This is a genomic window from Paenibacillus sp. FW101-FHT12H11 (assembly GCF_058790355.1).
Genome location: NZ_JBYTCO010000006.1, coordinates 392,084 through 412,631, shown reverse-complemented (window position 1 = coordinate 412,631; position 20,548 = coordinate 392,084). Strand labels below are relative to the sequence as shown.

The following is a 20,548-nucleotide window of genomic DNA, read 5'->3' as shown; positions in this document are numbered from 1 at the left end:
GCTTTTTTCGTATTATACGCGATACATACTGCGGTACACCGATGGAGCCATCCCCATTTTTTGTGTAAACACGCGACTCAAATAAAAACCGTTTTCAAAACCGCATTTTCCTGCGATAGCATCTAACGTCAAAGTTGACCCTTCCAGCAAATGGCGCGCTCTGGTTAAACGCAATTCATTCAGAAATTCAGATGGCGTTTGCGAGAAAGCTTTGCGGAACCTTCGCGTAAGCTGCACGGGAGTTAGCCCCAGGCTCTCTGCCAAATCCGACATGGATAAACTTCCGTACGCATGATCCGTTACATATTTACGTGCCTTTTCCATCAGATTATCTGTTTCTGTAGTATGGTCCTCTTTGAGCTCTCGTTCAATTGCGATTAATCGAAACATATCGCTGAGCATGTGCTGCTTATGCAATGTACTCTCTTCATCCCACCCCGGAAGCTCCTTCAAATAATGATAATTCGAGGCTAATCTCTCGATATCCTTAATGACGAGCTTGCCTCTCCAACTGGTTGCTTCCTCTGAACTTGGTTCCGACAGCCAAACAAACTGCAGAAAATGAAACGACAACGCCTCCAGCGTCCTCCTTCGAAAACCAACATGGGGCGGGCAAATAACAAAATCGCCAAATCCCGCTTCCCCTTTGTGCTCTCCGATTCCATAAACAAATCTGCCTTCTTCCACAGCAAATAACGTCCAGCAAGGATACGTGTCCTCGTTATACATAAACTCATCTTTACGATGCCAGTAAACATGCGAAACAAGTTTCACCGCCACATCACGAAAAGCCATACCCGCACCCTCTTTTAGTGAAATAAAGTATATGCTCATTGTAACTGACTGTATGTTCAATAGGAATAGAATCTTTTACAATGAAATCAAAGATATTCTATCAACTAGTGAGGTGCTGGTCATGAAACACGAAATCGTTACATCCGACATCACCGTTGTCGGCGGAGGTTTAGCCGGCGTGTGTGCCGCGATCGCTGCAGCCAGATTAGGTCAAACCGTTTCCCTTGTTCAAAATCGCCCTGTTCTTGGTGGTAATTCCAGTAGTGAAGTACGCGTGTGGGTTTGCGGAGCTACTTCCCACGGGCTTCATCGGTATGCGCGTGAAACCGGTATCATGGGGGAGATGTTCGTTGAGAATCAATACCGCAATATCGATGGAAATCCCTATCTATGGGATCTGATTGTACTCGAAAAAGTTAAAGCCGAGAAAAATATTACTCTTTTCTTGAATACGGATGTTCATGAAGTTGATGCAGACGGAGACGAAACTTCCCGGACCATCCGATCCGTTACAGGGTGGATGATGGGGTCGGAACGCCGTATCCGCTTCGACAGCCGTGTCTATCTCGACTGCACAGGCGACGGGCTCGTCGGTTTTCTGGCAGGCGCAAAATTCCGTATTGGCCGTGAAGCGCAGGAGGAGTTCAATGAAGAATGGGCACCTCTCGTCCCGGATGATATTACCTTAGGCAGCACTCTGCTCTTCTATACCAAAGATGCTGGCCGACCTGTGAAGTACATCCCACCAAGTTTCGCCAAAGACATTACGCAGACCACAATTCCGATGAAACGGGTTATTCGCAGCGGCGATAATGGTTGCGCTTACTGGTGGATTGAGTGGGGCGGTGAACTGGATACGGTTCATGATAACGAAAGAATCCGTGATGAACTGTCTTCCGTGATTTACGGGATTTGGGATTATATCAAAAATTCCGGTAAATTCGAAGCGGATAACCTTACGCTCGAATGGATCGGTTCGGTTCCGGGCAAACGGGAATACCGTCGTTTCGTAGGGGACTACGTACTGAATCAAAACGATGTCATCGCACAGGAACTGTTCGAAGACCGCGTCGCCTTCGGCGGCTGGTCGATTGACCTGCATCCGCCGCAAGGCATGTACGCCACGGCGAAGGGCTCCAAACATATGCATGTGGACGGCAGCTACCACATACCGTTCCGTTCCCTCTATTCGGTCAATACGACGAATATGCTTATGGCTGGGCGCAATATCAGCGCGTCCCACGTCGCTTTCGGCACGACACGCGTCATGGCGACTTGTGCCGTCATCGGCGAAGCCGCAGGAACGGGCGCAGCCCTTTGCGCAGCGAAAGGCATTTCCCCTCGCGAGCTGCACCGCAGCCATCTGAGCGAGCTGCAGCAAACGCTGCTGCGGCAGGATGCCTCCGTGCTCGGGATCAAAAACGCCGACGCAGCCGACCTTGTGCTTGGCGCGACCTTAACAGCGTCCAGCACCTTGAGCCAGCTGGCGGTAGAGAAATCCGCGTCGGTGTTCCCGCTTGCGGATAGTGTGGCGCTTCTCGTGCCTGTAGATCCGCATATTGAGGGCTTGGAGCTGCTGCTTGACGCCTCGGAGGATACAGAACTATCCGTGGAGTTGTGGAGCACAGGGAAGCCGCAGAACTACGTTCCGCACAAACAAGTAACAGCCGTTCAAATAGCAGTCCCGCAAGGTTCTGGGCAGTGGATCCATGTTCCCTTAAGCTGGCATCCGGATACCGCTCAAAATGCGTTTATTATTCTGCGCAGCAATCCTGCACTGTCGGTCCATAAGTCCGACCAGCTGCAGTCCGGCGTCCTTGGGCTCAAGCATAAAGATAATAGCAATGCCGCAGATTATGGCGACACAACACCGAACCAGCCAGTCGTTGATTGGACACCTGGCGAGTTCAACCGCAAGCCGATCTGCTTCCGGCTGCTCTCACCTACTTCGGCTTACTCGCCGAATAAAGCGGCTAATGGCTTTAAACGGCCATACGGCGGCCCGAACATGTGGTCTTCAGCCCATCTGCAAGCCGGTAAGCCGGAGTGGCTTGAAGTCAGCTGGCCGAATGCCGTGCCAATCAACAGCGTACAACTGACTTTGAATGATGATGTCCATGAGGATTTAATTAATTTGCATCATCATCGGACAGCATTCGAGATTATTCCTGAGTTGGTTAAAGACTACAAACTCCAGGCCTTTGTTGGAGGGGAATGGAAAACTGTCGCTGAAGAATTTAATAATCACACTCGCCTTCATACTCATACATTCCCAGAGACTGTTGTAACCAGCCGCTTACGCTTGCTAGTGGAATCAACAAACGGAGCTGAGCGAGCCGAAATCGTAGAAATTCGCTGCTACAGTTAGTCTCATAAGCACGCTTAATGGCCTAGCAAATGCTGCCGTTTCGCGTGCTTTTTTCTTTGGTGGCCGACATCGTTTCCGACATTCTTTTTCTATAAATAGGTCTTAATAACCCTTGTTTAACCTTACATGATATGTTATATTAAAAGTGCGACAAATCAAGGTTTCCTCTTCAAAAAGTTGACATAGGAGTGATGGAAATGGAACAAAATTCTATTCAAATTCGTCAAGGTGAAGAGATTATTTATGTAGAAATGACTGTTAAGGAAGCGCTTGCATTAACGGGTGCGAAGTTCAACTTAAACCACAAATTAGAGCGAGATGCCATCAAGAAGGTAAAACAACGCCTCGAAGATAAACTGCTTCCTCCTAACCATTAATTGCACTCTACCATCTTCGCATACAGCCCAACGAACGATCACCATCGTGCGTTGGGTTTTTATTTTCCTCTTGGAGCCGTATCAAAATCAACCAACTGCTTATAATAATCACGCGCTTCTCAACAACGATATTCAAGGAGGACCGGCCATGTCAGCAGATCATAAACAGCAAGGACAATCCCGCAAAAATACAACGACGAAAACGCAGGATCAGAAAAGCAATAAAGGGCACAAGTAAATAAAGAAAAGTCCATGCCTCTCTTGCTTTAGGCGTGGACTTTTTTTCGTTAATTGATTTTTCTTCTTGTTAAAATACAGGGAACCCCTCTGCCTACAGCCCCAGGTTGAGCCATATGCTCCAAATAACGAAGTCCTCTTGTACATTGTGTTTTACAAACCGCACACGTAGACGACTCCACTATTCTCATCGTGTACTGCTCTCTGGAAGATACTATTTTCTTCTTAGCAACTTTGCCTTTGCCTTTAGGTGGTGCCATAACCTCGCCTCCCAACCGTCTACTTACTCCAGTATATGAAGTCTGGACAGAACGGTTCTTGAGAGACAAAGTTATGTTCCTGATCTTGTCTACCGGTTAACGGTTTGTAAATCGAGCGCAGTCAGCAGAATCGGGACGATCTCTCCATACAATTCGGCGAACGCTTCCACGGGCAGCGGATTAACACCGTAACCCAACTCAACTGTAAATCCAGGCCTGCGGAATTGTTGGATAAACCAATCTTTATACCCTGCATCGCTATCGGTTAATTTCACGGCCTCATAACCGCTGACAACCGCTAATTGGTCGGCAAATGACTCGGATTCCGGAGGTTCATACCCCCGGTAATTCCAATAGATCTCTCTTCCTTGCGTGTGCAGGGCAACAACAAGCTCAAACGGGTGGCATTCTGTAAAGCGCGCGAGCGCGGCAGTCTCCGGCTCCGAAAGCGGCGTCTCGCCGCCATAATCCCGCGGCCCCGGCCCCAACTGCCCCCTGCGCTCAGCCTCTTCTTCCCAATGGGCAGGGAACTGGTCATTAAGGTCTACGCCCCTTATATTCGCTTTCCAGCTGCTAAAATCAGGCTGATCTCCGTTCAATTCCAGCAGATTGGCTTGGTAGGGATGATCAGGTCCGATGCCATTAAGCACAAGTTCTACACCGTCAGGATTCACCATCGGAACAACCCATAAGGAGTACTCGGAAAGCAGGCGTCTGGTGTTTCTGCCCTGCCAAGCTGTTCCTCTGGCATAGGAACAAGCGAGATCCTCTACGAACTGCATAACAAGCGGGGTCGTAATCCATTCATTTGCATGGATTGCTGCGTTGACATGTAGCTCTCTGGCCCCCTGGCCGATGCGCAGCGCAGGTATGCCTTTTCCCATCACACTTTCTCCTATAACTTCGACATGCAGGAAAGGATAAATCCTGCCCAGCCGATTCAATTCATCACACAAGGTTCCATACCCGTAACCCAACATACGACCACCTCACAGCTCTTTGATCTCCTACGTAGGTTATGAATATGCCTGCTCCATTAGAAACATGCGGCGTAACAAAGTTAAGTTATTGCACACTTTCCGCAAAAAAATAGACCCCTGAGGGTCTATTCAGAAAATAGTTGGTACCTGCCAAACGACAGGTGTAATGGCTATCTGATCTTTGAGCCAACTTTCCGTTATGCGCTTAAATAACGTAGGTTCTCCGCTGCAAAAAAATTGGTGAATCGGCAATATCCCCGATGTTTCCATCCGATCGCGATGGTACAAAATCGTGCTGATTTCTCTTGCCGTTTCGTCGGCAGATGAAATCAAGATGACGTCCGGCCCCATCACCCTGGAGATCGGCTCCATCAAAAATGGATAATGGGTACATCCCAATATCAAACAATCAATGGGCTTGTCGACCAACGGCTGAAGCGATTGCTCCACAATTTCCTGCTCTTGCTCTCTTCCAAAAAGTCCCTTTTCCACGAAAGGCGCCAAAAGCGGGCAGGGCAAGCTGTACACCTGTATGCCCGGCGAGATTAACCTTAAGGCATGTTCGTAGGCCTTGCTTTTGATCGTACCTTCCGTGCCGATCACACCGACAATCCCGGTTCGCGTGTGCTTGATTGCGGCTCGCGCGCCTGGCGAGATAACCCCCAACACTGGAATAGAGACGCGCTCTCGAATATCTTCTATGGCAACCGCGGTTGCCGTATTGCATGCAATCACAATCATTTTAGGGTTAAATTGAATTAAATAATCCACAATTTGCCGTGTAAATGTACGTACTTCTACAGCTGATCGCGGTCCATAAGGACTTCGAGCCGTATCACCGAAATAGATGACTTTTTCCTGCGGCAGCTGCCTCATGAGTTCTTTTACTACAGTTAATCCTCCGACTCCGGAGTCCAGTACGGCTATCGCTTGCTGCACACCTATCCGCTTCCTTTGCCGGTTAATGAGTTTCAAAGGCTACATGGATAGAATATGAACGTACAAGCTGAAAGGTACCTAGGCTTACAACACTGATTCTTGGCGGTCTGTTACCTATTTTTTTGGCTGCAAATCGTTCACAAGTGCGAATTCGTAGCCCTTCTTCTTGATTTCTTTGCAGATGCGCGCGAGCGCCTGCATGTTCTCCAAAGATCCCTGATGCATCAAAATAACATTGCCATCATGCAAATTATTCATGATATCGTTGTACGGATCCTCGGCCCCATTCTCCCGCGGTTCCCAATCACGCATAGCCGTCGACCAAAAGACAGACGTATACCCCATGCTCGAAACTAAACTTAAGTTATGCATATTGTAGTGACCGTAAGGGAAGCGAAAGTATTTCTCGACCTCTTTACCGGTTATCTTCTTATATAAGGCTTCAAAATCCGTAATTTCCTTGCGAATTTGGTCATCGCTCAGCTCATTGAAATCTTTGTGCGTCATCGTATGATTGGCTACGAAATGGCCGTCTGCCACGACTCTTTTCAAATAATCCGGGTTTGACTTGATATTGTTCCCTGAGATGAAAAAGTTCGCTTTCACTCCGTTTTCCTTCAAGGATTTTAGCATTAAATCCACTTCAATCAGCGGGCCTCCCGCATCAATCGTTAGATAAACCTTTTTCCCGGTCCCAACCCAAACGGCTTTCTGGTCAGCGGTAAATGATTTCGTTTCTTTCGGAAAATCAGGAACCTGCCCGGTTTTCTTCTTCATGTAATACCAGGAGTAGGGGGTCTTATCCCCTGCGACTGGCTTTGTTTTGGTGGCGTCAGTTGCCGGCTTTGCGGATGCTGAAGGGCTAGGGGCAGTCGTAGGATGCGGCGTTGCGCTCGGAACTACGGTCTGTTTGGGAGTAGCTATGGGCTTTGCTGTTGGTTTAGGAGTTGGAATTGAAGTTGGCGTAGGCTCCGCTGCTTTGGTGGTTGCTTGCGGACTTGGTGCCGTTACAGCTTCGGCAGCAGGAGAGAACAGGCTTTTGTCTGCACAACCGACCAATGTTGCGCTTAAAAGGATCAGCAGTGCAGCACTTTTGATAATAGATGTCATTGTAGCACCTCGCATGATGGAATACGTTCAGTACTCCTTTCGACAGCGCCAGACAAATTACCTGCCTATTTTTGGAACGTGGGGTTATTTTGTAGCTCGGTATGTCAAATATTGGAGAATAGTGATCAAAATAAAAGCCGTTCCGGCAAGCATAGGGATCGTGATAAAACCAAGCCAGTTCAAGTAATCCACATCACATGGAATTGGCCCGCAACCCGTCGCGGATTCGTGAAAAACTCCGGATTGAAGCAAAACGTGATAAATGGAAATACAGGCTCCCCAAATCGTGAGCGGTAATACATAAATCGTCAGCTTGTAGTCTCTGCGCACAGCAGCGATCCCCAGAATGATGGCCAGCGGATACATGAGAATACGTTGATACCAACATAGTTTGCAAGGTATAAAATGCATAATTTCCGAGAAATACAGGCTCCCTAATGTGGCGATTAAGGCAATCAGCCATGATAGGTGCATACCGTTTTCTCTTAAAAATTTTTTTGACATTTATGCTCGTCCTCCCTTTCCCCATATTATAGAAAAATATAGGAGGGAAGTCTAACATTTTGGGAGGTTGCAAAAAAACCAAGCAGGCACCTTCCCAACCCGCTTGGCTCTAATCATACTGAGAAGCTGTACTCAACTTCGTTCGTTTGTTTCACCAAACCGCGCCACTGCTCCACCGGAACGATGTCGACGACCGCTTTGATCGGGATGCTCGCAAAGTCCAGCTTCGGCACGGCCTCCAGCTTCATCCGGTTGGTGACCAGCCTGTCAAGCCAACCGGGGTACACCCGCTCCATCTGCTGCAGCCGATAGATGGCGGTCTCAAAATCCTTGCGTGCCGCGTTCACCGAACCGATCACGCATTTGTTCTCCAGCACCATGCTCTGATTGAGCATGTCGGAGGAAATCTCCAGCTTGCGGTCAGCTGGCGTAACCCCGAGCAGCGCCAGCACGCCATTCGGCGCTAGCACAGCCATAGCCTCGAAGGCCAGCGGGCTGAAGCCCGTGCATTCGAGCACAAAATCTATCGGCTTGCCGAGTCCCTCCGCGTAAGCCGTCAAACCGCCGTCTTCGTCCGCCGTTTGATACACGCCCCCGCAGTCCTTAACAAGCTGCGCTTGCAGACTGTCCTGCGAGGATCTCGACCAAACGTAAACGTCCAAGCCGAGCAGCCTGCACGTTATAGCAGCAAGCAGCCCTAAAGGGCCCGAGCCAAGGACGAGCGCTGTCTTCGGCTCCCAGATCAGCCGCTGTTGTACGCGCAGCACCTGATCCCACACTTTCTCTACAATGCTCTGCGGCTCAACCAGTACGCCGTGCTCGAGCAGATCAGTAGGAACTTGCACGAGATAACGGCCGTCTTCTCTGTAATATTCGGAGAGAAAACCGTGGGCGCCTTTGATACCACGCTCCACAAATTCCCCGGTTTGGCAGAAGTCTGAGTGACCGTTCCGGCAATTGACACAACTTTGATTCCGGCAAGGCCGCCGGACAATGGCGGTCACGAGATCTCCTGCTTGGAATCCGCTCTCTGCACCAGCTTCAGCAACAACTCCTAAAGATTCATGGCCTGTCGTCAGGTCGTCCTCCCCTTGCGGGGGAACACCGTATTTTTCCTGCAAAATTTCCTTATCCGTGCCGTCCAAACCTACCGCCAATACCTTGACAATAACCTCCTGCGGATGAGAAATCACGGGATCGTCCACGGTTTCCAGCGCAATCGAAGGGTTACCTTGCCGCAGTTGTTTGACGCGAATCGCTTTCATCTCATCATCTCCTCCCAACTATTGAACAATCGGCTCCAACACTTTGTCTTCACTGGCATCCGCCGCTTGTTTGGTTCCTGTCGAGGTCATTTTTTTAAGTTTAGATAAATACTCTTGCGTAACTTTGATAAAAGAAGCGTGTGACCATGTTAAAGGCGAAACGGAAAGCGGTGCGCCTGTGAACGGATGCACCTGCTCCGCCATTGTGCCTGAGGGCAGCGCATGGCGTATTGCCCAGAACATCAGATTTTCCGATTCTTGTAAATCTTCAATCACTTTTGCCGAGGCCACCAGCCATTCCGCATACCAAAGCGTACAGATAAACCACGGATTGCCTGGCACCTTAGCGACATCATTCGTCACCTGATGGTAATAGTCATTTTCATACCTGGCGATGCCGCCGATATCCGTATGTACCCACAATTTCTCTTTTAGAATCTTCATCGTCGCCATGATCCTTGGATCCTCCAGCTCGAACAATCCAAAATCGAATAACCCGTACATACTCATATCCATCGTATAGTCAGGCACATATTTATTTTCATCATAACTCCAATATAAAGCTCGTAAAAAGCGATTCTGGTCAGCCGCAAACAACTGCTGTTCGGCTGCCTTTTTCACCTGATCCGCGATATCGGCATAATAAACGGCACGCGCTTTATCCTGGTGATAATCGGCGAAACGAGCGGCAGCAACCAGACCGGCATAGACAGAGGCAACGGTAAAAGCTAGCACGCCATAACGTTCTTCCCAGAGATCATAGGAGGGTAATGGAAGCCCGGAAGCATCTCGATAATGCACGAGAAAATCCGCTGCGGGTTTCACAAATTTCTCGTAATCTTCACGGGAACGCTCTATCGTGCCGGCCAGCTTGTGATGATGCCACAACGTATACAAAACGAGTGCCGTTTCATCCTCTTGAATAGCCAGCTGCTTTTTCCCCTGACCGTCCACCCATGGGTGCCAGCTTGAACCTACGGAGCTATCGGGATTGTATTTGTGCATGAGATACCCTTCAGGCGTCAATACTTTTATGCAAAAATCAAAAAATTTCCTGGAGAGTTCATAATATCCGGCCCGGTCTAAGGCATGAGATACCAAGGCCCCGTCCCGCGGCCACATATAGGAATAGGTATCTTTGGCAAACTTCAAAATATCCGAGTCATTTGCTGCTATAATAGCGCCACGATTGTCAACATTCGTTCTAGTGATCAACAGGCATCTTTTGTAAAAGGAAGCCAATTCCGGCTTCAGTAAGCTAAGCTGATGAGCATCCTGGTTGACCCATCTTACCCAGTGATCGTGAGTGCGCTGCAGCAAAGCTTGTGGGGACTCTGTACGCAGTAAGCTTTCTAATCGCTCGACCTCCTGCTTCGTATGGCCGAAGCAAACCCAGAACCATGCCTCTTTCGAGCTTTTGGGAGGCAGCATCATCGTCAACTCAAGCGTCCCGTCAACAGAACCCTGCGCAATCGGATTTCCCCCTAGATGACCGTCTTCCGCATCACGCCATGTGCCCTCAAGGCCATGTATGCCTTTCTGCCCCGTTGCATAACCGCTGGGATACGGCTTATCGACATCTGGAGATAAACCCGACAGCGACATATAACGATGCCCTTTATAAAACAGAAGCGAATTCAACTCAGGGTCAAAATAAATGGTATCGCCGACACCGTTGCCATAGATTTGCAAATCCAAATGAAAGTAAAGTTTGATCTCTCTTTCCTCATCAAACTGGTTTTCCATCTTTATTTTGCGTAAAAAAATATTTTGTTGAACATCTACACCATCTCGGATAACGAAGCTTAATCCCAATCTCTCATGGGCGCATTCAACGTTCGTAACCAGCGAATCTTCTAGGTATTTCAGCTTTTTCGAAACTTCCGGATGGTCGATCCAGAAGAAATCTCGCGCACACCAAATACCAAAATGTGAAAGATGATCGCTAGATTGATTCTCTTGACCTACTAAAGGGTAATACATGTCACGAATATTATAAGCAGCGTCAAAATTAATGAGTACATTCCCGTTCCCAATGGGTAAATCTCTTGCCATGCGATCAGCCTCTTTCCATGATGATGCTACTAATTTTCCAATCGCCAATCATAAATATGCACGCTGCCCACATGGCAGGGATTTCAGGGAAATAGCACCAATTCAAGCGTAAACATTTTCATTTCCACCAAACTCATTTACAATTAAACAATATGGAGGGATTCATCACTATGAAGCAATTAGAAGGATTCGGTAAATTTTTGGAAAGCTTACGGGGCAAAATGTCCCTGCGCGAAGCAGCTAACAAAAGCGGACTTTCACACGCCTACATCAGAGATTTGGAACTGGAGCGCAATCGCTCGACCAATGAGAAAATCAACCCATCGCCTGTTACGTTAAAAAAGCTGTCGGATGCCTACAACATTCCATACACCGATTTAATGGAGAAAGCTGGCTACCTCGAGAACGAGAGTGAGCAAGCAAGCAGCAAAGAAGCCTTGCAGGAACCGGTTTCCATGAACGATACATTATTTATTGAAGTCAGCTCGAAAGAAATGATTTATCACACTCGTTTTGAACGTATAAGCCAAGCTGTAAATTCGTTGCTCGATTTCAGTCTTTTCTTGGATAAGCTCGAAGAAATGGGCTTTAAAAAGATGGATACCGACCTTTTCGTCAATATGAATCATGTGCAAAAGTATATTGAAAAAGAAGGGAAACTTTATTTTGACACGCTCGGCATTTCGAAATTTGTTGTTATTGCTGCCATCCGTCAAAAGAAGTACCACGATCTCATTCTGCGCAGCGTAGCCCGGAATACGGGAATGGGCTTGGAATTTCATTACGAGCGTCCTTCCGCAGCAGATTCATTGCTGTCTTCAGTAAAGCGCCCAATCTAATACGAATTGTTAAAAAGGAGTAAAGTTCATGAAGAATGAAACTTTACTCCTTTTTTTTCGTCTATCTATAAAGGTTGATTGCATTGATTTTTTGGTAGAGAGGGTTGGTAAAGAAATCATGGCTGTTCAACAGACCGCCTCCACGCAATCTCGACTAGCGAGAAAGAACAGAAAACGTTCTGTGGGCATGCGTTTTTTTCTGTATACGATTCTAAGTTTCGTGATTATTTCTATCTTGTCCTTATGTTGGTTTTTCCTTACAGCTTCAGGTACGACTGTTCGGCTCATGATGGCCGATACTTTGATTACAACCCAGCATCGCGATTGGGCCAAATATTTAATTGGCTCCGAGGAATTGCAGAAGCGCGTAGAAGCTTATTGGAAGAAGTTTGACGAAATGGGCGATGAGAAAGATAAAGGCATCGTGCAGATTGAACCTGTGAGTTCTACAGCCCCGACGGCGGCCGTCAAGAAGGAGCTCGTCACCATTGAACCCATTTCAGGGACGAACTTCAAAGGACAGCTTGTCACTATTTCTGATCCAAAAAAGCTTCGCATTGCCGTTCCTGATAAAGTTGGCAAAGGCGAGAAAGTCTCCTCCATGGTCAAAAGAACAGGAGCGATCCTCGGCGTTAACGGCGGAGGTTTCATCGACCCGAACTGGGAGGGGAACGGATTCCAACCGGAAGGCATCGTTATGTCCGGGGGCAAAATCTTTTACAATGATAAAGGCATGAACGGCATTGTGCAAGTGGTTGGCATTGATAAAGAAGGCCGTATGATCGCCGGCAAATATAAAGTCTCCGAACTGGTGGCGATGGGTGTTCAGGAAGCTGTTTCCTTTTCCCCGCGGTTCATTGTCAACGGGGTTGGACAAATCAAAAGCCAAGCAGACGGCTGGGGAATTGCTCCGCGTACCAGCATGGCGCAAACGAAAGACGGCTCCATTCTATTCGCCGTCATCGACGGCAGGCAGACGCACAGCATAGGAGCAACCCTGTACGATATTCAGGAGATTTTCCTGGCGCATGGCGCAGTCACAGCCGCTAATTTAGACGGTGGAGCTTCTACCGTTCTTGTGCACAATAATGTCATCATCAACAAGCCATCCAGTGAATACGGGGAGAGGTATCTTCCTACGGCATGGCTGGTCTTTGAACATCCGGAAACGGCTCCCATCAAGAACATATGGGAAGGCTTGGATATTCGCAAGATTGATCCATCGAAGTGGTAAAGGCAAAAAGCAGCAAGCTCGAATTCATAAGCTTGCTGCTTTTTTGTTATTTTAGCGATTTCCTAGGATAACTAAATCTTCTGCAGCTTCAGATGTTTCCTCATCATCTTGCAATTCTGCATCGTCAATCTTGGACTCTTTCCAGGAACGAACCGTGCCCACCACATTTGTTGCCGTGTCTTTGGCTTTGCCTACGATATCAGATGTTGTGGTACTAACGGATTTTGCAACCTCTTGCGTTTTTTGCGAGACCGAAGTAGCCAGTTGAACCGTCTTGTCGCTAACGGCTTTGGCATTTTCCGCAATGTCGTTTCTAAGCTCGCGCCCGGATTTCGGTGCGAACAGCAGAGCTGTCGCTGCGCCCAGTAAACCTCCAACAATCGCACCGATGAGAAGATCTTTACCTTTTTTTTCGCTTGCCATGTGAAATCCACTCCTTAATGGTCTGATTTGGCTTTCCGATTCGCCTGCCACCTCTGCCACAGCTCATACCCCGTCGTTGCCCACTCCATGACGTCCTCTATCCGCTTCTGGTGGGTATGTACAACCCTTTCCGCACCGTGAAGCGACTCACTCATCATGCGTGCACCTTTGCGAAGGACCGAAGCGACATCCCCTATAGCTGCTCCAGTCTTCTCGATGGAATGAACGGTTGACTCTAACGCCAGCACCTGCAAGTGCACCTCTTCGGTCAGCTGCCCCGCTTTGTTCAGCAATTGCTCAGCTTCCCCTGCTGCTTTGGCTACATGCTGTTCTGTTTGAGCGACCGTATCGCTAAGTTGTTGTAGCATCCTTTTTGCTGTAATCAGCATGCGAACGGCAAAAACGACGAGCACAATAAAAGCGGCAGCCGAACTAACTGCACTAATCTCCATCCAAGTCATGACGAGCACCTCCCGAGTCTGCAAACTGCGTTGATCGATGGCGGCTTCTAGACGAATGCCTATGAATTACTACAGTATAGGTAGGAGCAGCTTGTTTTGACACAAAAAAACTGGAAAAATTTCAGGGACCTGTCATAATGAAAAGCAAATCGAACTTTGAAACAACTGGAGGAGCCACATGAACCGAGAGCAAGGATTGAAGGAAATTGAACGAACGCGCATTATCGCCATTGTTCGTGGCGTGAAAGAAGCTCACATTTTTTCCGTAGCGGAAGCACTCTTGAAGGGCGGAGTTACCGTTATGGAGGTGACGCTCAACACACCTGGCGCCTTGACGATGATTAGCGAGCTGCAGACGAAGTTCGGCGAACAAATGTATATTGGCGCTGGCACCGTACTCGATGTGGAGGATGCACAGAAAGCTGTACAAGCAGGCGCCTCTTTTCTGGTAACGCCGAATTTGGATGAGGACGTTATTCGTTATGCGGGCCGTGAGGGGGTTCCGATTTTCCCTGGAGCGATGACACCGACCGAGGTCGTCAAAGCATGGAAAGCAGGCGCTACAGCGATAAAAATTTTCCCGAGCGCGAGCCTGGGTCTCTCCTATATCAAGGAATTGATGGGACCGCTTGACCATATTCCGATGATGGCTGTTGGCGGCGTTACCGAAGAGAACATTAAACAATTTCTCGACCTGGGCTGCTACGGGCTTGGTATCGGCGGCTCGCTCATTAATTTAAAAGAAATCGAAGCCGGCCGCTTCGAGTGGGTGACCGATAAGGCAGCCCGGCTTATTGCGGCTTCGCGTTAAGTGCGGGACTGGTGGGAGAGGCGGACGGAATGTGTCCGTTAGAATTGGCCGGCACGTACACTTAAGGTGGTTCCCCTCTTGGTTCGGGCCGCCGAGAGGTCCGGATTGGTTGGACGGGGCTGAACGCAGCGAATACTGGATGAGCCGGAACCTGAGGTGCCAACGATCCCCGATCAGTCTAACGGACACAGCGGCTCTTATTCGGTGAAAAATAGCCATTTTGAAAATCTAACGGACTCCAGCGCCGCTATTTGTTTGTTTCAGCCATGATTTCGCCCTGAAATCAGCAAATAAGGGTTCCTGTGTCCGTTAGAATTGAAACAGGACGATTTTCACGATAATAACGTCTGTAGAGTCCGTTAGGACTGGGCTGGCAAGTTCGAGCGCGAGCTGACTCTCCATACAAGAAAAGGCTGTCCCAAGAGTATTCTACCTCTGGGACAGCCTTATTTATTTTTTGCTAATAATATAGACGCACTTGTTCGCGCCTTTGGCCAAGCATTCGGTGCGCTCCACGTTGGCGTCCAGCAAATTTCGGAACAAAGCAAGCTCGCACTGGCAGGCTTGACCAAACGTATTCGCAACCTGGGAGATCGGGCAATTATGCTCGCTGAATGTATAGGCGTCGGCACCTGTTTGCGTCCAATCGACCATATACCCGTTTTCGTTCTGGATATGCGCTAATTCAGCTACGCGCTCTTCCAAGTTCTTATCCACCATGCGAGGCTGGTAGCGGGACTCAAGCTTATCCTGTCTGCCTTCAAAAAGCCGCTCTATCTTCTCATGCCCTTGATCTTCAAGTAACTCATCCAGTAAATCGAGTGTCAACTGCATATATTTCTTGGGAAATAATTCATCTGCCTTGGGAGCTAATGTGTAGACATTCGTAGGTCTCCCCATCGCCTGCCTGACAAGCTTCGTTTCGAGCAGATCGTCCTTTTCCATAGAATGAATATGCCGCCTGACGGCCATCTCCGTAATTCCGAGCTGTTTGGACATCTCTTGAACACTGAGAGGTCCCCCAGTTTTGAGCATGGAAAGAATCACTTTGCGCGTGGATGTCTCAAGTGTTTGATTCATTAGCTCACCTACCCTCGGAACAATCATTATGCTTCATTTTACAGCATCATATCGAAGTTGTAAATTAAGAAACATCTATGTATGTTATTCCAATTCACTCTTAATAAATGCCCTAACACTCGCAGCAAACTCTTCGAATGCCGCAGGAAGTTTCGGCAGAACGGGGTGCAGCGCTTGACGGTTCCAGTCCACAAAATCTTGCACGAGCGGCTTTCTCAGCTTCACAAGCTCAAGCAGCGTGGCGGTCAATGATTCCGAATAGGCACCTTCGCCGTGTACGATTTCCACGATATCTTCGTAGCTGCTCGCATCTCTTAGTATGAAAGCGTCGATCAACAAGCTGCCCACATCGGTCACGGTTTCAATGGCCAAGTGGAGTACCCGCTCCTGGGCCAGCTGCCAAACGAGGCCGTTATCGCCTTGCTCCCACTGCTGCTCCAATTGTTTGACTGCATCGGTCAAATCCGAAAGAAATTGAATACGCGCATCAATCTGTTCATGATTAATAAAATACATCGTCTATCTCCGTCCTCTTTTTCGCCATTTCGTCCAAATCAACATTGCAAAAAAAGTAATGATAACCAGGAAAATTAACAATACCGCTTGCATGAGATATTCGTAACTCATGTACTATCACCCTCTTGACTTTCGCTGTTTTCACTTCTATATAGTGTATCGCGCTAGCTGTAGAGCGTCAAGCAAGCACTCTTGCTGCCAAAGACTAGCTCATCTTACTGTGATTTTGGAAACCATATTGTTACTTTGGACTAAATACATGGCGCAGAAACCTACTTACAATAAAAGAGATGTCGCACATATCGGAAGCAGAATTTGAAGCTCTCATGATAGGAGGAACTCTCGTGGGTATGAAAATAGGGATTGTTGGGGCTGGCCAATTCTCACAATGCTTCGTACAGCTGTTTCAAGCTCATCCTTATGTGGATGAAGTTGTTTTGGCGGAATTGCACGAGGATCGCCGCGAAAAATTTGCAAAAACTTTTTCCCTCAAACAGACTTACGCTTCATTAGAAGAGCTGCTGAGCAGCGATGTGGATGCCGTTGCTATTTTTACACAAAGACATCTGCATGGCCCTCAAACCATACAAGTTCTGCAGGCTGGCAAGCATGTCTATTGTGCTGTGCCGATGGCGCAAAGCTTAGAGGAAATATCCGCCATTATCCAGGAAGTGCAGCGGTCCGGATTAATCTACATGACTGGGGAGACAAGTTATTACTACCCCTCTACGGTTTACTGCCGGGACCAATTCAAAGCGGGCCACTTCGGCAACTTTGTCTACGGTGAAGCTCAGTATTTGCATGATATGACGCATGGGTTCTACGATGCTTTCAAATATTCGGGCGGGAAGGATTGGAAGCAAGTGGCCGGCATTCCGCCGATGTATTATCCGACGCATTCCGTCTCAATGGTTCTGTCTGTTACCGGAGCTAAGGCGACTAAGGTATCCTGTTTGGGCTATGTCGACCAGCATGAGGACCGGATTTTTCAGGAAGGTGCTAACCTATGGGACAATACATTCAGCAATCAGAGTGCTCTAGTGCGTACCTCAGATGGCGGAATGATGCGCCTCAATGAGTTCAGACGCGTAGGCTGGGGAGGGAACAACAGCGTATATATGAGCATGTTCGGAACTAACGGCAGCTATGAGGAGCATGCGGGTGGTTCTGCGTGGACTTCTCTGAAATGGGGGGCGGTCGAGAATCTGACACCGCAGCTTGCCTGCAAGGATAGATATGTACATGTGAGCGATGACAATCTGAATCAAACGCTGCAAAACGATTTCCATGCCAGCCTTGCCAAGGTGCATCACAGTTTCCGCCTGCCGCACACCTTTGAGGGGCTTCCAAACGGGCACTTCGGCTCGCATCAATTCCTTGTTGATGATTATTTGAAAGCCATATACACGAAAAAATTGCCGCCCAATAATGCTTGGCGGGCTGCGGATTACTTAGCGCCAGGGTTGGTCGCACATGTATCCTCCAAACGGGAAGGCGAAATGTTGGACGTCCCTGATTTCGGGTCGCCTCCATCCGAGTGGAAGCTTCTGGATCCAGACAGTTTTGTTGCTTATCGCGATTAATTGGCGTGTATTGTCCTCCTTTTTCATTCATGTTACATTGGACAAAGTGAAAAAAGGAGAAGAATACCGTCATGCCGTCAAGACCCAAACTACCCGAGATCGACCTCATCCGCGCAATCGCCATTATCGCCGTCGTACTGATTCACATCACATCGGGCGCTACGCTGCTTCCGATCGGGAGCGGCTCGCAAACCATCTTTTTTATCCTTAACAAAGCCAGTTTATTCACCGTGCCGCTATTCATTTGGATCAGTGGCGTCGTGCTTTTTTATACGTATTATGATCGATGGGGCCCAGGAATGTCGCGTGTTTTCTGGACAAAACGACTGCAAAGAATTCTGATTCCTTATGTCCTGTGGTCCCTTTTCTATTATTTGTTTAACCAATTTATGTTTCATGGAACCGTTCGATTTGACATCATTTACTTCATCAAACTGCTTATTTCGGGGAATGCCAGCTATCATCTCTATTATATGGTCATCATTGTTCAGTTCTACCTTTTGTTCCCGCTTCTGATTACGGTGGTGAGACGGTACACTTGGGTTCAACGGGCGCTAATTCCGATAGGTATCGTTATTCAAGCTGGCGCCTACGTTATACATCATGAGGTGCACTCCCTGCCGGAATATGCCTCGCTATTTGTCAGCTACTCAGCGGTATTCACTTTTGGAGCTTTCGTGGGCATTCATTATTCGGCTATTGCTGCCTGGTCTGATCGTTACAGACACTTAACGGGGAGCATCATGTGCCTTGCAGGCGCCACTTTCGTGGGGATGCTTCTTCTGCATCAGTATGGTCGGGCCACCTCAGGCAATAGTTGGTTTGAACTGGCTCTCCTCGTGTTTTGTATGGCGGTTCCGCTATGGGCCGTCCAGTGGTCGCTAAGGCGTCTTGCCGATAGCCCGAGGCTTAGCGTTGTGCTCACCGCATTAGGAGCCGCTTCGTTCGGCATCTATCTTGTGCATCCTGCGCTTCTTACGCTCTGGGGGCGCCTCACGCCGAACCAGGAGCAGCTCTGGCTCTATGATCTACATACCATCGCCGCATTCTTCATCGGCGTGCTCGGCTCTTGGCTGCTCATACGAATGTACGCAGCTATGAAAAAAGGTTCCGCTTAGCAGCGGAACCTTTTCATTTGAAGCGAGCGAGCATGGCCCAGCGACGCTGCTGTCTGCGGCTGTATCGCGGCAAGCCGCGGTAAATGTCCAGCGCTTCGCGGAACGTTGCTTTCGCATCAGCGCTGCGCCCAAGCTGCTGGTACAGTAAGCCAAGCCGGTAATACGCCTCGACCGAAGAGGAGTGCAGATCACGGAACTGCTCGATGAGCTGCGCAGCCCTTTCGGGTGCAACGGGCGCTAAAGCTTCCCCTAGGCGTAAATAGGCCTCGCCATATTTAACCCTCGGGTTCAACTCTACCGCTTGAAGCATGAAGCTCTCTCCCTTTTTCAAATCCCCCAGCTTCAGGTAACAAAGTCCGATTTCGTAATGTACATCTGCGGAATCTTCCATAATCGGCAGCGCTTGTTCCAAGTAAGGAAGCGCTTCTTGGAATTTATTGCGCTGCAGTAAGTTCCTAGCAAGCTCCAGCTTCGCAGACGTATGATGTGGGTTCGCATGCAATTCCGTTCGTAGCCTAGACGCCCTGCGCCTTAATTGAAATGGCTTAAAAATATTCGGCGTTAATCCGATAAATCTTCTATCTAACACATATAAAATGATTAATAGAATAAGAAGTGCAAGAAATGGATTGCCGACAAGTCGCCATAACAGACCAAAAGCAAGAAATTTAAGCAGCAAAGCGATACCTCCTTTCAACTTCCTTATACTACCATAATATGAGGACTTTGGTCATCTCTTCCATTAAAAAAAGCTCCCGTCCTATGACTAGCATATGAATGGAGGCTTCTTATGAATACTGATTCGAGATTTATTTCAAGCAATGCTATAATAAAAAGAAAAAGGGAGTTTCGATATGAACGAGGATCCACGCAAGGCCATATGGCTGAAAAGAAAACAGCTTGGCAGAAACAAATATTTAGTGAATTTCGGCCTTCTCCCCTGGGGTGTTGGGCTTACGGCCTTATTTAGCATCATTGAATTACTAAACACGCATGAGATTAGCTTAGTTTGGGTGCCTATTCGTTTAGTTTTGTTCTTTTTTATTGGTTTCTTCGTTGCGAATGGTCGCTGGATGGCGATGGAAAACCGTTACGAACCTAGAAGCCGACGACCTTAACGGTCGTTTTTTTATTTGGTAGAAACCGGAAAATTAATGCAAGTAGGTTTGGTCCTCCACATCTTCCGTATGAAATAAAGCTGCCGTGCGGCTAAGCTGAAAATGTTCTTTCAACTCTTCGCGAATAGAGCCGAAAGCAAGGATTTCCTCTTCAAAATCTTCGCGTTTCCCCCATTTTTTCGATTCAGGGGATTCGGTTCCGAACAACTCTTTGGAAACGTCTTCATAGGCATTGTGCAAATGATTATCATACCAATCCATTTCACGGGACATGTTTTTACGGTACACATGACTCATCTCGAATTGACTCCCTTTGGTCGACGAGAATTCAGCAACCAGCGTACCTGAGATACCTTCAGCGATGACCTCGACATCTGCGCACCACACATCGTGACGTTCAAGAAATCGAACAAGATTAGCCTCTTTTATTTTGCCCATACCCATGCCCTCCTGGTCATTCATGATTGTTACCAAG

22 protein-coding genes are annotated in these 20,548 nt (G+C 48.1%); 8 read left to right on the top strand and 14 right to left on the bottom strand.

The genetic code is table 11. From position 1 onward, the window contains the following. Nucleotides 1-12: 12 nt before the first annotated feature. Nucleotides 13-795, bottom strand: a complete 783-nt coding sequence (locus AC3WTJ_RS21625; protein ID WP_492523583.1) for a helix-turn-helix domain-containing protein — start codon at nucleotides 793-795, stop codon at nucleotides 13-15. A gap of 121 nt (nucleotides 796-916) precedes the next feature. Here AC3WTJ_RS21625 and AC3WTJ_RS21620 point away from each other — a divergent pair, with 121 nt between their 5' ends. Next, entirely contained in the window at nucleotides 917-3,163 is a 2,247-nt protein-coding gene (locus tag AC3WTJ_RS21620; RefSeq protein ID WP_492523582.1) for an FAD-dependent oxidoreductase, read from the top strand. 197 nt (nucleotides 3,164-3,360) lie between these two features. Further along, entirely contained in the window at nucleotides 3,361-3,540 is a 180-nt protein-coding gene (locus AC3WTJ_RS21615) for a hypothetical protein (RefSeq protein WP_127454688.1), read from the top strand. Nucleotides 3,541-3,827: 287 nt separating this feature from the next. Here the strand turns inward: AC3WTJ_RS21615 and AC3WTJ_RS21610 are convergent, their stop codons facing one another. The 7 genes from AC3WTJ_RS21610 to AC3WTJ_RS21580 form a co-directional block, all read right to left on the bottom strand. After that, on the bottom strand, nucleotides 3,828-4,037 hold the full coding sequence (locus AC3WTJ_RS21610) for a hypothetical protein (protein ID WP_127454690.1): 210 nt from the start codon (nucleotides 4,035-4,037) through the stop codon (nucleotides 3,828-3,830). A gap of 89 nt (nucleotides 4,038-4,126) precedes the next feature. Further along, nucleotides 4,127-5,017: a M14 family metallopeptidase gene (locus AC3WTJ_RS21605; RefSeq protein WP_157322745.1), complete on the bottom strand. Its 891-nt coding sequence runs from the start codon at nucleotides 5,015-5,017 to the stop codon at nucleotides 4,127-4,129. 129 nt (nucleotides 5,018-5,146) lie between these two features. Beyond that, entirely contained in the window at nucleotides 5,147-5,956 is an 810-nt protein-coding gene (racE, locus tag AC3WTJ_RS21600; RefSeq protein ID WP_492523581.1) for a glutamate racemase, read from the bottom strand. Between the two features lie 114 nt (nucleotides 5,957-6,070). Beyond that, nucleotides 6,071-7,066, bottom strand: coding sequence for a polysaccharide deacetylase family protein (locus tag AC3WTJ_RS21595; protein ID WP_492523580.1), 996 nt, complete (start codon nucleotides 7,064-7,066; stop codon nucleotides 6,071-6,073). Between the two features lie 84 nt (nucleotides 7,067-7,150). Further along, on the bottom strand, nucleotides 7,151-7,570 hold the full coding sequence (locus AC3WTJ_RS21590) for a disulfide oxidoreductase (protein ID WP_492523579.1): 420 nt from the start codon (nucleotides 7,568-7,570) through the stop codon (nucleotides 7,151-7,153). 113 nt (nucleotides 7,571-7,683) lie between these two features. Next, entirely contained in the window at nucleotides 7,684-8,853 is a 1,170-nt protein-coding gene (locus AC3WTJ_RS21585; RefSeq protein ID WP_492523578.1) for a glucose 1-dehydrogenase, read from the bottom strand. Continuing rightward, complete coding sequence (locus AC3WTJ_RS21580) at nucleotides 8,854-10,890, bottom strand: glycoside hydrolase family 15 protein (RefSeq protein ID WP_492523577.1); 2,037 nt, start codon at nucleotides 10,888-10,890, stop codon at nucleotides 8,854-8,856. A 170-nt stretch (nucleotides 10,891-11,060) separates the two neighbouring features. Between AC3WTJ_RS21580 and AC3WTJ_RS21575 the strand changes: the two genes are divergently transcribed. Next, nucleotides 11,061-11,729 (top strand): helix-turn-helix domain-containing protein, encoded by a 669-nt coding sequence (locus AC3WTJ_RS21575; protein ID WP_407871417.1) that lies wholly within the window; start codon nucleotides 11,061-11,063, stop codon nucleotides 11,727-11,729. 187 nt (nucleotides 11,730-11,916) lie between these two features. Further along, the gene (locus AC3WTJ_RS21570; protein WP_492523678.1) at nucleotides 11,917-12,963 is read left to right on the top strand and encodes a phosphodiester glycosidase family protein; all 1,047 of its coding nucleotides are present in this window, start codon (nucleotides 11,917-11,919) and stop codon (nucleotides 12,961-12,963) included. 51 nt (nucleotides 12,964-13,014) lie between these two features. Here AC3WTJ_RS21570 and AC3WTJ_RS21565 read toward each other — a convergent pair whose 3' ends face one another. Then, on the bottom strand, nucleotides 13,015-13,386 hold the full coding sequence (locus tag AC3WTJ_RS21565; protein WP_492523576.1) for a YtxH domain-containing protein: 372 nt from the start codon (nucleotides 13,384-13,386) through the stop codon (nucleotides 13,015-13,017). Between the two features lie 14 nt (nucleotides 13,387-13,400). Then, nucleotides 13,401-13,847 (bottom strand): DUF948 domain-containing protein, encoded by a 447-nt coding sequence (locus AC3WTJ_RS21560; RefSeq protein WP_492523575.1) that lies wholly within the window; start codon nucleotides 13,845-13,847, stop codon nucleotides 13,401-13,403. A gap of 178 nt (nucleotides 13,848-14,025) precedes the next feature. Here AC3WTJ_RS21560 and AC3WTJ_RS21555 point away from each other — a divergent pair, with 178 nt between their 5' ends. After that, nucleotides 14,026-14,658 (top strand): bifunctional 4-hydroxy-2-oxoglutarate aldolase/2-dehydro-3-deoxy-phosphogluconate aldolase, encoded by a 633-nt coding sequence (locus AC3WTJ_RS21555; protein WP_492523574.1) that lies wholly within the window; start codon nucleotides 14,026-14,028, stop codon nucleotides 14,656-14,658. A 450-nt stretch (nucleotides 14,659-15,108) separates the two neighbouring features. On the opposite strand, the gene AC3WTJ_RS21550 is transcribed toward AC3WTJ_RS21555, so the two are convergent. Together AC3WTJ_RS21550 and AC3WTJ_RS21545 are read right to left on the bottom strand one after the other, a co-directional pair. Next, nucleotides 15,109-15,738: a helix-turn-helix transcriptional regulator gene (locus AC3WTJ_RS21550; protein WP_492523573.1), complete on the bottom strand. Its 630-nt coding sequence runs from the start codon at nucleotides 15,736-15,738 to the stop codon at nucleotides 15,109-15,111. Nucleotides 15,739-15,822: 84 nt separating this feature from the next. Continuing rightward, nucleotides 15,823-16,254 carry a DUF86 domain-containing protein gene (locus tag AC3WTJ_RS21545; protein WP_157322765.1) on the bottom strand — a complete coding sequence of 144 codons (432 nt, stop codon included), beginning with the start codon at nucleotides 16,252-16,254 and terminating at the stop codon, nucleotides 15,823-15,825. 350 nt (nucleotides 16,255-16,604) lie between these two features. On the opposite strand from AC3WTJ_RS21545, the gene AC3WTJ_RS21540 reads away from it, so the two are divergent. Together AC3WTJ_RS21540 and AC3WTJ_RS21535 are read left to right on the top strand one after the other, a co-directional pair. Then, entirely contained in the window at nucleotides 16,605-17,837 is a 1,233-nt protein-coding gene (locus AC3WTJ_RS21540) for a Gfo/Idh/MocA family protein (RefSeq protein WP_492523677.1), read from the top strand. Between the two features lie 71 nt (nucleotides 17,838-17,908). Then, a complete protein-coding gene (locus AC3WTJ_RS21535) occupies nucleotides 17,909-18,955 on the top strand; it encodes an acyltransferase (protein WP_492523572.1) in 1,047 nt (348 codons plus the stop codon). A 13-nt stretch (nucleotides 18,956-18,968) separates the two neighbouring features. Here AC3WTJ_RS21535 and AC3WTJ_RS21530 read toward each other — a convergent pair whose 3' ends face one another. Further along, nucleotides 18,969-19,634 (bottom strand): tetratricopeptide repeat protein, encoded by a 666-nt coding sequence (locus AC3WTJ_RS21530; protein ID WP_492523571.1) that lies wholly within the window; start codon nucleotides 19,632-19,634, stop codon nucleotides 18,969-18,971. A 175-nt stretch (nucleotides 19,635-19,809) separates the two neighbouring features. Between AC3WTJ_RS21530 and AC3WTJ_RS21525 the strand changes: the two genes are divergently transcribed. Further along, nucleotides 19,810-20,073 carry a hypothetical protein gene (locus AC3WTJ_RS21525; RefSeq protein WP_157322772.1) on the top strand — a complete coding sequence of 88 codons (264 nt, stop codon included), beginning with the start codon at nucleotides 19,810-19,812 and terminating at the stop codon, nucleotides 20,071-20,073. 33 nt (nucleotides 20,074-20,106) lie between these two features. Here AC3WTJ_RS21525 and AC3WTJ_RS21520 read toward each other — a convergent pair whose 3' ends face one another. Further along, nucleotides 20,107-20,511, bottom strand: a complete 405-nt coding sequence (locus AC3WTJ_RS21520) for a hypothetical protein (RefSeq protein WP_492523570.1) — start codon at nucleotides 20,509-20,511, stop codon at nucleotides 20,107-20,109. Nucleotides 20,512-20,548 lie beyond the last annotated feature (37 nt).

What these genes read in the sequence shown, in the direction of transcription:
- AC3WTJ_RS21625 (WP_492523583.1), bottom strand. Translation starts at nt 795, where the DNA reads ATGGCTTTTCGTGATGTGGCGGTGAAACTTGTTTCGCATGTTTACTGG.
- AC3WTJ_RS21620 (WP_492523582.1), top strand. Translation starts at nt 917, where the DNA reads ATGAAACACGAAATCGTTACATCCGACATCACCGTTGTCGGCGGAGGT.
- AC3WTJ_RS21615 (WP_127454688.1), top strand. Translation starts at nt 3,361, where the DNA reads ATGGAACAAAATTCTATTCAAATTCGTCAAGGTGAAGAGATTATTTAT.
- AC3WTJ_RS21610 (WP_127454690.1), bottom strand. Translation starts at nt 4,037, where the DNA reads ATGGCACCACCTAAAGGCAAAGGCAAAGTTGCTAAGAAGAAAATAGTA.
- AC3WTJ_RS21605 (WP_157322745.1), bottom strand. Translation starts at nt 5,017, where the DNA reads ATGTTGGGTTACGGGTATGGAACCTTGTGTGATGAATTGAATCGGCTG.
- AC3WTJ_RS21595 (WP_492523580.1), bottom strand. Translation starts at nt 7,066, where the DNA reads ATGACATCTATTATCAAAAGTGCTGCACTGCTGATCCTTTTAAGCGCA.
- AC3WTJ_RS21590 (WP_492523579.1), bottom strand. Translation starts at nt 7,570, where the DNA reads ATGTCAAAAAAATTTTTAAGAGAAAACGGTATGCACCTATCATGGCTG.
- AC3WTJ_RS21580 (WP_492523577.1), bottom strand. Translation starts at nt 10,890, where the DNA reads ATGGCAAGAGATTTACCCATTGGGAACGGGAATGTACTCATTAATTTT.
- AC3WTJ_RS21575 (WP_407871417.1), top strand. Translation starts at nt 11,061, where the DNA reads ATGAAGCAATTAGAAGGATTCGGTAAATTTTTGGAAAGCTTACGGGGC.
- AC3WTJ_RS21570 (WP_492523678.1), top strand. Translation starts at nt 11,917, where the DNA reads ATGCGTTTTTTTCTGTATACGATTCTAAGTTTCGTGATTATTTCTATC.
- AC3WTJ_RS21565 (WP_492523576.1), bottom strand. Translation starts at nt 13,386, where the DNA reads ATGGCAAGCGAAAAAAAAGGTAAAGATCTTCTCATCGGTGCGATTGTT.
- AC3WTJ_RS21560 (WP_492523575.1), bottom strand. Translation starts at nt 13,847, where the DNA reads ATGACTTGGATGGAGATTAGTGCAGTTAGTTCGGCTGCCGCTTTTATT.
- AC3WTJ_RS21555 (WP_492523574.1), top strand. Translation starts at nt 14,026, where the DNA reads ATGAACCGAGAGCAAGGATTGAAGGAAATTGAACGAACGCGCATTATC.
- AC3WTJ_RS21550 (WP_492523573.1), bottom strand. Translation starts at nt 15,738, where the DNA reads ATGAATCAAACACTTGAGACATCCACGCGCAAAGTGATTCTTTCCATG.
- AC3WTJ_RS21545 (WP_157322765.1), bottom strand. Translation starts at nt 16,254, where the DNA reads ATGTATTTTATTAATCATGAACAGATTGATGCGCGTATTCAATTTCTT.
- AC3WTJ_RS21540 (WP_492523677.1), top strand. Translation starts at nt 16,605, where the DNA reads ATGAAAATAGGGATTGTTGGGGCTGGCCAATTCTCACAATGCTTCGTA.
- AC3WTJ_RS21535 (WP_492523572.1), top strand. Translation starts at nt 17,909, where the DNA reads ATGCCGTCAAGACCCAAACTACCCGAGATCGACCTCATCCGCGCAATC.
- AC3WTJ_RS21525 (WP_157322772.1), top strand. Translation starts at nt 19,810, where the DNA reads ATGAACGAGGATCCACGCAAGGCCATATGGCTGAAAAGAAAACAGCTT.
- AC3WTJ_RS21520 (WP_492523570.1), bottom strand. Translation starts at nt 20,511, where the DNA reads ATGGGCAAAATAAAAGAGGCTAATCTTGTTCGATTTCTTGAACGTCAC.